This is a genomic window from Photobacterium leiognathi, assembly GCF_030685535.1.
Lineage (GTDB): Bacteria > Pseudomonadota > Gammaproteobacteria > Enterobacterales > Vibrionaceae > Photobacterium > Photobacterium leiognathi.
In genome coordinates this window covers 2,043,056-2,055,655 of record NZ_CP131601.1, presented here as the reverse complement: position 1 = coordinate 2,055,655, position 12,600 = coordinate 2,043,056, and the positions used below count along the sequence as shown (strand labels likewise).

Genomic DNA, 12,600 nt, shown 5'->3' with positions numbered 1-12,600 from the left:
GAGATAGTATGAAGATTTCTCCTTTAACTGAAAATGCATTTATGGTCGAGTTTGGGCAAGAAATTTGTTCAGAAACAACCTTGATCATTTCAGAATTTGTCGCTTTTTTTAAATCAAGTTTTCAACACGATTGTATTGATATCACGCCATCTTATACCAAAGTCATGGTGCAATATCGCCCTCGTCCGAATCTATATCCAAAGATGATAGCTACCATTGAATTATGGCACGTTGATCAGCAGAGTAACTTAACTAAGCACAGTGGCGCAAAGCGTAAATTACATAAATTACCTGTTTACTATCATCACGATGTAGCGCCTGATTTGTCGGTAGTTGCAAAGGAAAAAGGCTTAACACAGCAGCAAGTGATTGCCTATCACTCTAATAAAACTTATGACGTAGGGGCGATTGGCTTTACGGCAGGGTTTGCCTTTTTATCGTCAGTGGATGATGAAATAACGATACAGCGACATGCCTCACCAAGATTACAAATTCCAGCAGGAAGCGTTGGTATCGCTGATCAGCAAACAGCTATCTATCCCGATCAAAGCCCTGGCGGGTGGCATATTATTGGTAACTGTCCTCAATCATTGTTTATTGAGGATCGCTACCCGTTGTCTATTTTTTCGATTGGAGATCGTGTGCAGTTTGTTTCGATCACCAGAGAAGCGTTTTTCGATCTTGGAGGGCGGTTATGGCAGCGTTAGAGATCGTTGAATCTGGGGTGTTGATCCAACTGCAAGATTTAGGACGTTATGGTGTTGCGGAACATGGACTAAGCCAAGGCGGTGCAATGGATCTCCATGCTTATTGTTGGGCTAATTTGCTATTAAATAATGATCCAAATGCCGCGCAAATCGAAATTACTCTGGGGCAAGCTTGTTTTAAAGTGCTCGAAGATTGCTGTATTGCCTTAACAGGCGCTGATATGAATGCCACGCTGGATGGCAAGGTGTTAGTTCCTTGGCAAACATATCAATTAACCCAAGGTCAGATCTTGCAATTTGGTTACGCTCGAGATGGGCTGCGTGCTTATCTTGCGATTAAAGGCGGCTTTGATAATCAAACGTGTTTTGGTAGTGCCTCTACTGTGCAGCGAAATCATTTAGGTGGTATTGATGGTAAAGGTGGTGCTTTAGCTGTTGGTCAACGTTTGTATGCAAAGGCATCATCAAGTCCATATCGCTATCAAGCGGTGCCAGCGCGTTTTATTCCTTGTTATCAACATGAGATAACAGTATCTGTGATTGAATCGTATCAAGCGGATAGTTTTACAGCAGAGCAGAAAGCGCGCTTTTATTCGTCTGGATATCAACTAACCCAACACAGTGATCGTATGGGATGTCGTTTAACTGGCGCAAAAATTATACCTCGGCATGCGGGATTAATATCACAACCGATAGCAAAGGGAGCGATTCAGGTACCGCCAGATGGAGAGTCGATTGTATTGTTAAATGATCGGCAAACACTCGGTGGGTATCCAATCATTGGTTGTATTACTCAGTATGATTTGTCTTTGGTTAGCCAGTTAAAACCCGGTGACACCATTCGGTTCGCTTGTTTAACGCCACAGCAATTTGAACTAGAGCAGCAGAAATGGTTTACTTTCTGTCGATTCTTTAATGTTTTTCAGACCTAACAGTAGAAGAAATAAAGGTGATTGGATGTATATATTTGGCTATGGAAGCCTGATCAACAAGTATTCTCGTAATCGTACTGGTAATACAGGTAAATCTTATCCTGTGTTAGTGAATGGTTTGCAGCGAGCATGGGGAAATGTTGATGGTAGTTATCCTATAGCGCCTTTGGTGGTTAAGCCTGGAAAAGGGGTATGCAATGGGGTATTGATTGAAGTAGATGAGCAAGGTTTACGTGATTTTGACCAACGTGAACATGGTTATCAACGTATCCAAATTTCTGCAGAGCAAATTGAATTATTAGAGAATACCGATTTAACAATCACTGAGCCTGTTTGGGTGTATATCAATACAAGAGCATTATCCCCATGTGAGCAGTATCCAATCACTCAAACCTATGTTGATACTGTGATTGCTGGCTGTTTATCTGTTTCTTATCAATTCGCTGAAATGTTTGTTGCGACGACGTCAGGCTGGCACCATCCATATTGTAATGATCGCCATAAGCCCAAGTATGGTAATTTGGCAGGGGTTGATGATAATGCGAGAGAGTTAATTGATTTGCTTATTGAAGAGGTAATGGCAAACTCTCTTGCTGTGACAAATTATAAATAACAAGGTGTAAAGCGGTGGCGAAGCCGAATAAAAAAGGGCCAACGAAAACTGTCGATATTTGTTGCTCAAAATGTAAAACGGTTTTATTTAAATACCGTAAAGGTGGTAAAGGCGCACTGGTGAAGTGCTTTAAAGAACGAATTGTAAAAGACTTCACTATAGAACCAGCAACCTGTCCTGAATGTGGCGGTATATTTGCCCGTGATACCCTTATTCGAGGAACGCCAGCGTTTAAAATCATTGGTGGCAAAGCCATAATGAAATAGTGATAAAAAAGCCGAGTGGGTTAAATCACTCGGCTTTTTTATTATTTGAACAGTTGCTTTGGTGGGCAATCCATCTTTTGACTCATTAGTACCGCTTTTAAATCGATGATCTTACGGTGATAAGTTGCTTTAACTAATTGATAATCTAATGATGGTGCAAACCATAACGATAGTTGACGATCACTTTTACGGGTTTGATTTACACGAATCGCATTGAGTGTACCGAAGTTAGTCTCGATCTTTTCAGTGCCCGCAACAGTGAAGTAATAATGACTCGTTTCATCACTGTTTTGCATTATGAAATCAAAGTTCTTTTTACCTTCAATCAGGTCAAGACGCATTTGGCTGCCAATGGTATCACCATCAATAATTGGCATAAGATCTTCAGCGTATTTTTGTGTCTTACCGTCTTCAATAACCGTACTACTGCGGCCATCTTTACTAAATGTTGCGCTGACATTACCAGCCATCAAGCCACGAATCGTGCGCTGAAAAGAATCGGTTTGGAAACGTTGATTTTCATCTGACCAACGCAACTTAGAATGCATATTCATCTTCGATTTAGTGATCAGTACATCTGCTTCTGCGGTAGTGTAAACATCAGCTTGTTTACCATTCCAGATAATACGGCGTTGATAATGACCGATCTTTGAGCCTTTAAAATAGACGTTGTAATTCAGCGTCTTTTTACACTGGTGGAATTTATTTGGAAATGTGTAAGCGGTATGACTTTTCGTTAGTTGTGTTGCGTCAGTGCTACTTGCTGGTGCTGCTATAGCAGAGACACTTAACAAGGGTAAAATTGACGCAGCAAAAAAAGACAATAAACGCACAAGCACTCCTACAACATTCAAATATAAAGAATAATAGCGTTCTACAGTTTAACAGATTTGATAACAAGATGATCATTTTGCGCTGATTAAATACTAACAGCTGTATCAATTATAAGTGCCGAGTATTTAGCGTCTTATATTTATTCTTATACCTTATCTTTAATAATAATAATCAAATGAAATAAAAAATTAATAATTACTAAATTTATTATAAATCAGAAGGTTAAATAGAAGCTGAAGTCACGATGAATATATATGATTTTAACTAAAATATAACACATTGTTATTTAACAGAAATTGTCTCGAAGTGTTTACATTGTGATTATGACATTATAAAGGCAGTAATTTGACGTTTTGTTGTCAGGTGTCTATTTTTTATACGTTTATGTCTAAAGAAAGAGGAGTGAGTGATGAAAAAAATGAACTCGTCATATCGATTACAGATCATAAAAGAAGTTGCGACTAGACAACGTATGAAATCGACTGATGATCCTATGGCGATGCATATTTCACAGCTATTAGAAAACCATAAAAAAGATACGCCTGTAAAACCGAAAACGACCTTTGATAATAGTCATTATGACGATCATGCTGGTGGTTGGGTGAGCAATTTATGGGACGAACCAAAATAGGATAGCAACACTCGCTGGATGTGATGGATGAGGTACGGTTAAGATCGTACCTTTTTTGATCGTGAGAAATACGTTGAAGTAAGGTTTTTATTCTTTGGTAACTGGAACAAAAAGTGTGTCTGTTGTACATTGCGGTGTCTTTACATTTTTAGGCTAATTGATGAATTACACTGAACTCGATAATTACACGCGTAAATGGATTTTCACCCACGCTTCAATGCCTGTTCCAGCGGCAGATCTTGAACAAATTAAGCCATTAACACAGGCGCGTTCAGCGCAATTGTGGCAAGAGCACATTAGTAAACAAAGCCCTGATGCAGATCACTTTGAACAAGGTGACTGGGCGTTTGATGCTAAAATTTGGTCAACACCTGAAGATTGGCAAGACGCTTGGGATGACGATGAACTTGCATTGCCTGAAGCGATTCTTACAGTAATTAAGTGGGAAGATAATACGACCGTTTACTTCTGCTATGAAAAGTACAATATCATAGAGACGAAATGGGGCGTATTTAAGCGCAATTGGAAGAACTTTTTGTTTTTTGATGACGGCCCAATTTTACTTGGTCGTAAACAAAAACAAGCATTGTGGTTCCAATCAAACGGTACTTATCAATTAGCGTCACGACCTTAATATAACGCCCTGTAATGCAAACATCGCTGTGAAATTACGGGGCGTTGTTGTATCTGGACTATTGTTCTTGTTTCAGCGTGTTAATACACAGCTTAATATTATTTAGCGCTTGAGTGAGATTTTCATCGGACGTATGTACTGACCCACCTTGAGTAATAAAAGGTTGGCTAAGTGGTTGTCCTAAAGCAATAAAAAATCGCGCACTGTAATTGGTGGTTAGTACTTTTATTGGTTGTGTTGAGTGTTCAAATATCCCCATTTGGTTTGGGTTTAATTGGTTATTCGTTACATATGCTTGTCCTGAACGCACATAAATAAACCCAGCAAGGTGAGTCTCTGGTGGCGAGAATGTCCAACAGCCATAGGAAGAGACGATAATATCGAGATAAATAATATTGCAGCTGTGTTGTACTGGGCTGTCAGTGCCTTCATAGCTACCAATCAGCACTTTCGTAGTCGCATGAATATCTTCAATTAACGGCAGGTGTTCACTATTTATCTGTGTGCTAGAAGGTGTGATCATCTCACCTTGTTGATTGGGCGGAGAGGCTGTCCACATTTGGAATGCTTCCGCTGTACCATGGTGATGTTTCATCTGCGATTTATGTGCCATTCCATGTCCACATGTGGTGAGTTGAAGATCGCCACTTTTTATCTGACTTTTTCCTGTAATACTGTCGAAGTTATTAATGGATCCCACGACAGGGTAACTAATAGCATCAATGCCTGAATGACCATGAAAATCTAATTCACTGTGTGCGCGGTTGGTGGAGAGATAATGATCCCAAAGGATAAAAGGATTGGTATCGGGAAGGTGATGGTTATCGATATAGGTGACGATATCACCATGTTTTACGCCATGCCGGATGGCTGCAATCTTTCTACTCATTGCTGCTGTTACCTGTTTTCGTAAGACTAGAAAACACGTTCATCTATTACCTTCAAAAGAAATATTGAACTCTTTTAAAGCCTAGTTGCTAATAGGCTTATTTGCAGGATTTGTTGTTAATAAAGTAACGACAAAGTGAAGGTTAAATAAATTGTAATGGTTAAATAAATATCAATTCTTACTTTTAGTTAACATAAAGAATTAGGGGGACATTTAGAATTCATCGAACATTTTGAATGAAAACCCTTTTAGATATAGAGAGTGGTTATGAAAAAGTTTGTTTTAGTTCTTGGTCTTATCGCATTAGGTGGATGTACAGTTTCTGGTCCATCAATCAAGCCAGCAACTATTAAGGTTCCAGGTGTTGTTATTGAAGGCAGCCACGGTGGTCACTGTCCTCCAGGTCTTGCGAAGAAAGGTCGCTGTTAATATCAGATTTTTAGTGAAGCGGGTTATTCCGCTTCATCTTTAATATCTAAAAATAATACTACATCAATAATTTAGAACGTATTCGTTGTCATTTTCTCTTCTTCAACATTCCTATCTTAGTGTTTTTCTCTGAATAAAAATAAGGCAATAAAGTAATATTATCGTTATTGCAGAATAAGAAATAACACATGTTTTATGACTATTACTGCACCTATGTTTTCTTTGTAATACAATAATTGGGCATGAGTTATTACTCATTATATTGATGAGATTATAGGAAACATAAATGTCCCTTTCTTTTGGTAGTTTGTTTAAACAACAGGCATTCATTAATGGTCAGTGGAGTGATGCTTTTTCTGGCAAAACCATGGATATTACCAATCCTGCGACTAATGAAGTGATTGGTCATGTTCCGCATATGGGCGTTGAAGAAACCAATATTGCCATTGATGCTGCGGATAAGGCATACCGTTTGTGGTCAAAAACCACGGCAAAACATCGCGCTACGATCTTGCGTCAGTGGTATGAGTTAATTCTTTCACACTGTGATGAATTAGCTCATATTCTTACTGTAGAGCAAGGTAAACCTTTAGCTGAAGCAAAAGGTGAAATCACCTATGCCGCGAGCTTCGTTGAATGGTACGCGGAAGAAGCGAAGCGCATGAATGGCGAGATTATTCCTAGCCATAAAGAAGATGCGCGTATTTTAGTGTCTCGCCAACCTGTTGGTGTGGTTGCAGCAATTACCCCTTGGAATTTCCCTGCTGCAATGATCACCCGTAAATGTGGCCCAGCCTTTGCCGCAGGTTGCTCGGTGGTATTAAAGCCAGCACCGGATACTCCTTATACCGCGTTTGCGTTAGCTGAGCTTGCTCATCGTGCTGGCATTCCTGCTGGCTTATTTAACGTGATCACTGGTGATGCAGTAAAAATTGGTGCAGAGCTAACCAATAATAAGCGTGTTCGTAAAATTTCATTTACAGGCTCTACTGCTGTTGGCAAATTGTTGATGGCGCAATCAGCAGCAACGGTCAAAAAAGTCTCATTAGAGCTTGGTGGTAACGCGCCTTTTATCGTCTTTGATGATGCTGATTTAGATCGTGCGATTGATGGCGTGATGATTGCTAAATTTCGAAATGCGGGGCAAACCTGTGTATGTACTAACCGTATTTATGTACATAACAATATTTATGACGCATTTATGGAAAAGCTGGCAGAAAAAGTATCTGCACTGACTGTCGGTAATGGTTTAGACAATGGCGTCACCATTGGTCCTTTGATCAATCGTGCTGCGGTTGAAAAAGTCGAAAAGCATATCAATGACGCAATGATGAAAGGGGCTAACCTTGTTGTCGGGACGCGTGAACCGTCGGCAACATGTTTTGTAAAACCAACGGTACTTGGTAATGTGACTGATAATATGTTGGTTGCGAGTGAAGAAACCTTTGGCCCGTTAGCAGCCGTGTTTAAGTTCACTGATGATCAAGATGTGATTGATCGCGCCAACAATACAGATTCAGGTTTAGCGGCTTATGTTTACACCCAATCTTTATCACGCGCTTTTAGAGTCAGTGAAGCATTGGAATACGGTATGGTTGGGGTAAACGAAGGTTTGATCTCAACTGAAGTTGCGCCATTTGGTGGGGTAAAAGAATCAGGTATTGGTCGAGAAGGTGCTCATCAAGGATTAGAAGAATACACCGAAATGAAATATACCTTGATGGGTGGCTTATAAGCCTTTTCCTACGAATACTGTGTAAGCGTTAAATGATTAAGTAGCTAAGTTACAAGATATTTCTTAGCTATTTTTCCTTTCTTCATTCCTGTTATGATGGCATTTTTTCATGACGAGAATCGATATGCCTCAATTTAATCTAACTGTATTTAAATCATTTCTAGGCATATTGTCATTTATTCTTTTCTTTTTCTCTGCGTTGCCAGCACAAGCTATTCCGCTGGTAGGTTCAGCATGCGTGATCCGCCATGGTGATAAGGTGCTTGTGATCAAAGAAGAAATATCAGGAAAACTAGCGTTACCCGGCGGACAAATTGGCCCTGACGATACGCCAGAGCAAGCGGCGGTGCGTGAAGTTTATGAAGAAACAGGGATTAAAGTTGAAGCTGTAAAACTGCTCAAACTTCGTGGTAATACCACGGTATTTGCTTGTGTGGCTAAACAACCTATTCCTACCTCAAAAGTAACGCCGTATCTCACACCGTTAGATAATACAGAACAAGATGATTTACTGATCAGCGCATGGCAAGCCAAGCATTTTGCCAAAGAAGTGAAGCGAGTGTATTTGTTGTCGGTCGATAATATTACTAAAGCCGATTATCGCTACCCGAATGATGTGCCATTGCTTAGCCTTTGGCTTAAACAAGTACCAGAAAGTGCTGTGACTGATAACGGGGCTGATTATCAATCAATTAGCTCATTACATCAGTGGGAATTACATCAGATCCAAGCGTTTCAGCAAACAATTAAGCATAGCTCAGATCTCGTTCATCGTATTTTTAACACTGTAATGCAGGTATTTAATTTTCCGGGTGAGAAACCATTTATTGGTGTGTTGCTGCTCATTGCTGCGATTGGATTTGGGACAACAGGCTTGCTTGCTTTAGCTAGTATTTTATTGTCTGTGACTTTTACCGCATCAGTAATGAAGTTGTGGTTAGCCTCTCCTCGACCTTTTTATATTTGGCCTGAGTTACAACATGCATCTGCGAGTGGTTTTGGATTACCAAGCGGTCATACATTTATGGCGACGGTGTTGTGGTTAATGCTTTGGTACAACTTACCTTTATTCATTAACCGTTTTAAAACAAATGCGATTACGAATATCAAAATATTTCGTATGAAGGTACTGCCGTTGTTTATTCTGGCTATCGTGCTGCAAGCAGTCGCAAGGGTATGGTTAGGGGTACATTTTATTTCTGATACTTTATTGGGTGTGACGGTTGGAACGTTACTCGCTTTAGTGTTGATTCAATGGCAGCGCAACGGTTTGATGCTGAATAATATTTGGTACTGGCGATGTTGGGCTTTATTTAGTGCCGTGATTTTCGTTGCCGTGTGTTATTTCCAAGTGCCTCAACAAGTCTATTTACTGGCATGTACATTGGCAATTAGCGGTGTTGTTTTTGTTCTAAATAAGCGACAAGACTACAAAATTACTTGGGTAACTCGTTTCTTTTTAGCATGTAGTTTAATCATAACTGTCGTTGTAATTAGTGCTACTGGATTTGGGCTTACTCATATTGTGATTAGCACGACAGTTCTTCTATTGATCAAAGTCATGATGGTTATTGCACTTGTTAGCGCTTGTTTTGCCTTAACGCACTACATCTATCGAACACTTGGCACAAAACTTATTGAGTGATTACTGCCTAAGTTAGATTGCTTGTTTTGTTCCATGGCGTTGTAAGGTAAAGTGAAGGGATAACTATATCTAAAATTTGATTTGCCGTGAGCATATTCGTGGTGTTCACGGCTCTGTAAATATTCAATTAGAGAAGGCCAGTAGTCGTAGGAAACGACTCCGCTATAAGCGATAGCGCACACTGGAAAAGGAGCACAATGTTACCTGCATTAACCCATCAAAACAGTATCGAGAAATTGGTGCTGTCTTATCTTGACGAACTATCAGCAGCTGGCTTTCGTGGCGACATTGAAAAAAGCTATGCCAGCCGTCTTGCTGTAGCAACTGATAACAGTGTTTATCAAGTCATTCCTCAAGCTGTGGTTTTACCAAAAGATATTGATGATCTGAAACTGCTTGGGCAAGTTGGTCAGCAAGATAAATATCAGAAAATCACCTTCTCGCCTCGTGGTGGTGGTACTGGTACTAATGGTCAATCATTAACACCGGGTGTGGTGGTTGATATCTCTCGCCATATGAACAAGGTATTGGAAGTCAATCCTGAAGAGGGTTGGGTACGTGTTCAAACAGGTGTTGTGAAAGATCAGCTTAATGATGCGTTGCGCCCACATGGTTATTTTTTCTCACCCGATCTTTCGACCAGTAACCGTGCCACTGTTGGCGGCATGATTAACACCGATGCGTCAGGTCAAGGTTCTCTCAAATATGGAAAGACGTCAGATCACGTAATATCGCTTACTGCGGTTTTAGTTGATGGCTCTGTATTAACAACAGAAGCATTAGACGATACTCAAATTAATGCGATTGATGGTGATGATCTCGCATCGAAAGTGGTTAAAACCACTGCACAGATTTGTCGTGATAAACGCCAGCAAATTGTTGATAAGTTCCCACCATTAAACCGTTTTCTTATAGGTTATGATTTAAAAAATGTGTACGATGAGGCGCTAACCCAGTTTGATATTGGTCGATTATTGTGTGGTGCGGAAGGCTCACTGGCATTTATCGCAGAAGCCAAACTGAACATTACACCCATCCCGAAATCTCGCACATTAGTGAACATTAAATACGACAGCTTTGATTCTGCGCTACGTAATGCGCTTATGATGGTTGAAGCGCAGGCGTTATCTGTTGAAACGATTGATTCAAAAGTATTAAACCTAGCCAAGCAAGATATTGTTTGGAACACCGTAAGTGATTTGCTGACCGATGTACCGGGTAAAGAAATGCTTGGTATTAACATGGTGGAATATGCCAGTAATGATGTGGCTGAAAACCAGCAGCAAGTTAGCGCGTTGTGTGAAAAACTCGATGAAATGATTGCTGCTAACCAAGCAGGGATCATTGGTTATCAAGTGTGTGATGAATTAGCCAGCATTCAAAAGATCTACACTATGCGTAAAAAAGCGGTGGGTTTATTAGGTGCAGCTAAAGGCAGTAAAAAGCCGATTGCATTTGCGGAAGATACCTGTGTTCCACCTGAAAACTTGGCAGATTTTATCGCTGAGTTCCGTCAGTTACTGGATGAAAAACAGCTTAATTACGGCATGTTTGGTCATGTCGATGCAGGGGTGCTTCATGTGCGTCCAGCTCTTGATATGTGCGATCCTGAGCAAGAACGCTTGATGAAGGAAATCTCTGATCAAGTTGTTGCATTGGTGGCAAAGTATGGCGGTTTAATGTGGGGCGAACACGGCAAAGGTTTCCGCTCTGAATATGGTCCTGCATTTTTTGGTGATGAGTTATTTACTGAACTTCGTCGTATTAAAGCGGCATTTGATCCAGATAACCGTTTAAATCCGGGTAAAATTTGTACGCCACTCGGTAGCGATGATCAATTAGTGAAAGTTGATGATCGTAAGCGTGGTTTCTACGATCGCCAAATCCCAGTTAACACCCGTGATAGCTTTAAACAAGCGATGGAATGTAACGGTAATGGTTTGTGTTTTAACTACGATACAAGCTCACCTATGTGTCCATCAATGAAGATCACCGCTGATCGTCGTCATTCACCAAAAGGGCGAGCAGGGCTTGTTCGTGAATGGTTGCGTCAATTAGCGGAACAAGGCGTTAATGCTGATGAGTTAGAGCAAAAGCTACTAACCACCACACCGACGATTAAACAAATCATTGATCGTCTAAAAAACAGTTATGGTGAGCGTCGTAAGCAGTACGATTTCTCTCATGAAGTCATGGATGCAATGAATGGCTGTTTAGCCTGTAAAGCGTGTGCGAGTCAGTGTCCAATCAAAGTCGATGTACCTAGTTTCCGTTCTCGTTTTATGAACATTTACTACAGCCGATATCAACGTCCAGCCAAAGATTATCTGGTGGCTTACGTTGAAAGTTACTTGCCATTAATGGCAAAAGCGCCGGGTGTGATGAATGCGATTACACGACCGCAGTGGTCGAAAAAGCTGACAGAAAAAGCCATCGGTTATGTCGATATGCCACTATTGTCGTTACCAACGTTGAACGAGCAGTTAGATGGACATCATGCATTGCGTTTTGATCTGCAATGGCTTCAGGCTTTGTCAGAGCAAGAGCGTAAGAATTACGTTTTGATTGTTCAAGATCCATTTACTAGCTTCTATGATGCAGAAGTGGTGAAAGACTTCATTAGTTTAATTGAAAAGCTTGGTAAAAAGCCGATTTTGGTGCCGTTTAAGCCCAATGGTAAAGCGCAGCATGTGAAAGGGTTCTTACGTCAATTTGCTAAAACTGCACGTAATACTGCTGATTTCTTAAATCAATTAGCTGTGCTCAATATTCCGATGGTCGGTATCGATCCTGCATTGGTGCTGTGTTATCGCGATGAGTACGCAGAAGTATTGAAAGAAACCCGTGGTAAGTTCGAAGTATTAACTGCGCATGAGTGGTTATTACCTTTGTTACCAGAGCTAAAGCAATACAGCTCAATAGATGATAAGCCTTGGTATCTTTTTGCGCACTGTACAGAAAAAACCAAGTTGCCAAATGCGGAAAAGCAGTGGGGAGAAATCTTCAATCACTTTGGTATCACAATGCAATCTATCGCAGTGGGTTGTTGTGGGATGGCGGGAACGTTCGGTCATGAGAAGGATAAGTTAGAAACTTCAAAAGGGGTGTATAACTTAAGCTGGAAACCGAATATCGAGCAACTTGATAATTCACGTTGTATGGCGACGGGATATTCGTGTCGAAGCCAAGTTAAACGTTTTGAACACATTAAGTTTAAGCATCCAGTACAAGTGCTATTAAAAGCGGTACAAGAAGCTTAATGATTTGATCAAGCGTAGATACTAA

The 12,600-nt window shown here is 40.5% G+C and carries 12 protein-coding genes; 10 read left to right on the top strand and 2 right to left on the bottom strand.

Translation table 11 applies throughout. The features are described from left to right. The first annotated feature begins 8 nt into the window (after positions 1-8). From pxpB to Q7674_RS16505, 4 genes are read left to right on the top strand one after another with little or no spacing between them, the layout of a single operon-like run. Entirely contained in the window at positions 9-707 is a 699-nt protein-coding gene (pxpB, locus tag Q7674_RS16520) for a 5-oxoprolinase subunit PxpB (RefSeq protein WP_107229659.1), read from the top strand. Next, on the top strand, positions 695-1,639 hold the full coding sequence (locus Q7674_RS16515) for a 5-oxoprolinase subunit C family protein (RefSeq protein ID WP_045065845.1): 945 nt from the start codon (positions 695-697) through the stop codon (positions 1,637-1,639). Before pxpB ends, Q7674_RS16515 begins: the two co-directional genes overlap by 13 nt. Before the next feature lie 25 nt (positions 1,640-1,664). Then, positions 1,665-2,252, top strand: coding sequence for a gamma-glutamylcyclotransferase family protein (locus Q7674_RS16510; RefSeq protein WP_045065843.1), 588 nt, complete (start codon positions 1,665-1,667; stop codon positions 2,250-2,252). Positions 2,253-2,266: 14 nt separating this feature from the next. Continuing rightward, positions 2,267-2,518 carry a hypothetical protein gene (locus Q7674_RS16505; RefSeq protein ID WP_045065842.1) on the top strand — a complete coding sequence of 84 codons (252 nt, stop codon included), beginning with the start codon at positions 2,267-2,269 and terminating at the stop codon, positions 2,516-2,518. Positions 2,519-2,559: 41 nt separating this feature from the next. Here Q7674_RS16505 and Q7674_RS16500 read toward each other — a convergent pair whose 3' ends face one another. After that, the gene (locus Q7674_RS16500; protein WP_045065839.1) at positions 2,560-3,351 is read right to left on the bottom strand and encodes a DUF3108 domain-containing protein; all 792 of its coding nucleotides are present in this window, start codon (positions 3,349-3,351) and stop codon (positions 2,560-2,562) included. A 410-nt stretch (positions 3,352-3,761) separates the two neighbouring features. Here Q7674_RS16500 and Q7674_RS16495 point away from each other — a divergent pair, with 410 nt between their 5' ends. Next, positions 3,762-3,983: a hypothetical protein gene (locus Q7674_RS16495; RefSeq protein ID WP_008987404.1), complete on the top strand. Its 222-nt coding sequence runs from the start codon at positions 3,762-3,764 to the stop codon at positions 3,981-3,983. Positions 3,984-4,143: 160 nt separating this feature from the next. Continuing rightward, positions 4,144-4,617, top strand: coding sequence for a DUF2947 domain-containing protein (locus Q7674_RS16490; protein WP_045065836.1), 474 nt, complete (start codon positions 4,144-4,146; stop codon positions 4,615-4,617). 58 nt (positions 4,618-4,675) lie between these two features. Here the strand turns inward: Q7674_RS16490 and Q7674_RS16485 are convergent, their stop codons facing one another. After that, positions 4,676-5,506, bottom strand: a complete 831-nt coding sequence (locus Q7674_RS16485) for a pirin family protein (protein ID WP_045065835.1) — start codon at positions 5,504-5,506, stop codon at positions 4,676-4,678. Positions 5,507-5,773: 267 nt separating this feature from the next. Between Q7674_RS16485 and Q7674_RS16480 the strand changes: the two genes are divergently transcribed. The 4 genes from Q7674_RS16480 (at position 5,774) to ydiJ (ending at position 12,575) form a co-directional block, all read left to right on the top strand. Further along, positions 5,774-5,935, top strand: coding sequence for a hypothetical protein (locus Q7674_RS16480; RefSeq protein WP_023931784.1), 162 nt, complete (start codon positions 5,774-5,776; stop codon positions 5,933-5,935). A 286-nt stretch (positions 5,936-6,221) separates the two neighbouring features. Continuing rightward, entirely contained in the window at positions 6,222-7,670 is a 1,449-nt protein-coding gene (locus tag Q7674_RS16475; RefSeq protein ID WP_023931785.1) for an NAD-dependent succinate-semialdehyde dehydrogenase, read from the top strand. Between the two features lie 109 nt (positions 7,671-7,779). Further along, complete coding sequence (locus tag Q7674_RS16470) at positions 7,780-9,315, top strand: bifunctional NUDIX hydrolase/phosphatase PAP2 family protein (RefSeq protein ID WP_045065834.1); 1,536 nt, start codon at positions 7,780-7,782, stop codon at positions 9,313-9,315. Between the two features lie 197 nt (positions 9,316-9,512). Continuing rightward, positions 9,513-12,575, top strand: a complete 3,063-nt coding sequence (gene ydiJ / locus Q7674_RS16465) for a D-2-hydroxyglutarate dehydrogenase YdiJ (RefSeq protein ID WP_305422853.1) — start codon at positions 9,513-9,515, stop codon at positions 12,573-12,575. Positions 12,576-12,600: the final 25 nt, after the last annotated feature.

Bases quoted from the DNA above. Each gene is read 5' to 3' on its own strand.
- pxpB (WP_107229659.1), top strand. From the start codon at position 9: ATGAAGATTTCTCCTTTAACTGAAAATGCATTTATGGTCGAGTTTGGG.
- Q7674_RS16515 (WP_045065845.1), top strand. From the start codon at position 695: ATGGCAGCGTTAGAGATCGTTGAATCTGGGGTGTTGATCCAACTGCAA.
- Q7674_RS16510 (WP_045065843.1), top strand. From the start codon at position 1,665: ATGTATATATTTGGCTATGGAAGCCTGATCAACAAGTATTCTCGTAAT.
- Q7674_RS16495 (WP_008987404.1), top strand. From the start codon at position 3,762: ATGAAAAAAATGAACTCGTCATATCGATTACAGATCATAAAAGAAGTT.
- Q7674_RS16490 (WP_045065836.1), top strand. From the start codon at position 4,144: ATGAATTACACTGAACTCGATAATTACACGCGTAAATGGATTTTCACC.
- Q7674_RS16485 (WP_045065835.1), bottom strand. From the start codon at position 5,506: ATGAGTAGAAAGATTGCAGCCATCCGGCATGGCGTAAAACATGGTGAT.
- Q7674_RS16480 (WP_023931784.1), top strand. From the start codon at position 5,774: ATGAAAAAGTTTGTTTTAGTTCTTGGTCTTATCGCATTAGGTGGATGT.
- Q7674_RS16475 (WP_023931785.1), top strand. From the start codon at position 6,222: ATGTCCCTTTCTTTTGGTAGTTTGTTTAAACAACAGGCATTCATTAAT.
- Q7674_RS16470 (WP_045065834.1), top strand. From the start codon at position 7,780: ATGACGAGAATCGATATGCCTCAATTTAATCTAACTGTATTTAAATCA.
- ydiJ (WP_305422853.1), top strand. From the start codon at position 9,513: ATGTTACCTGCATTAACCCATCAAAACAGTATCGAGAAATTGGTGCTG.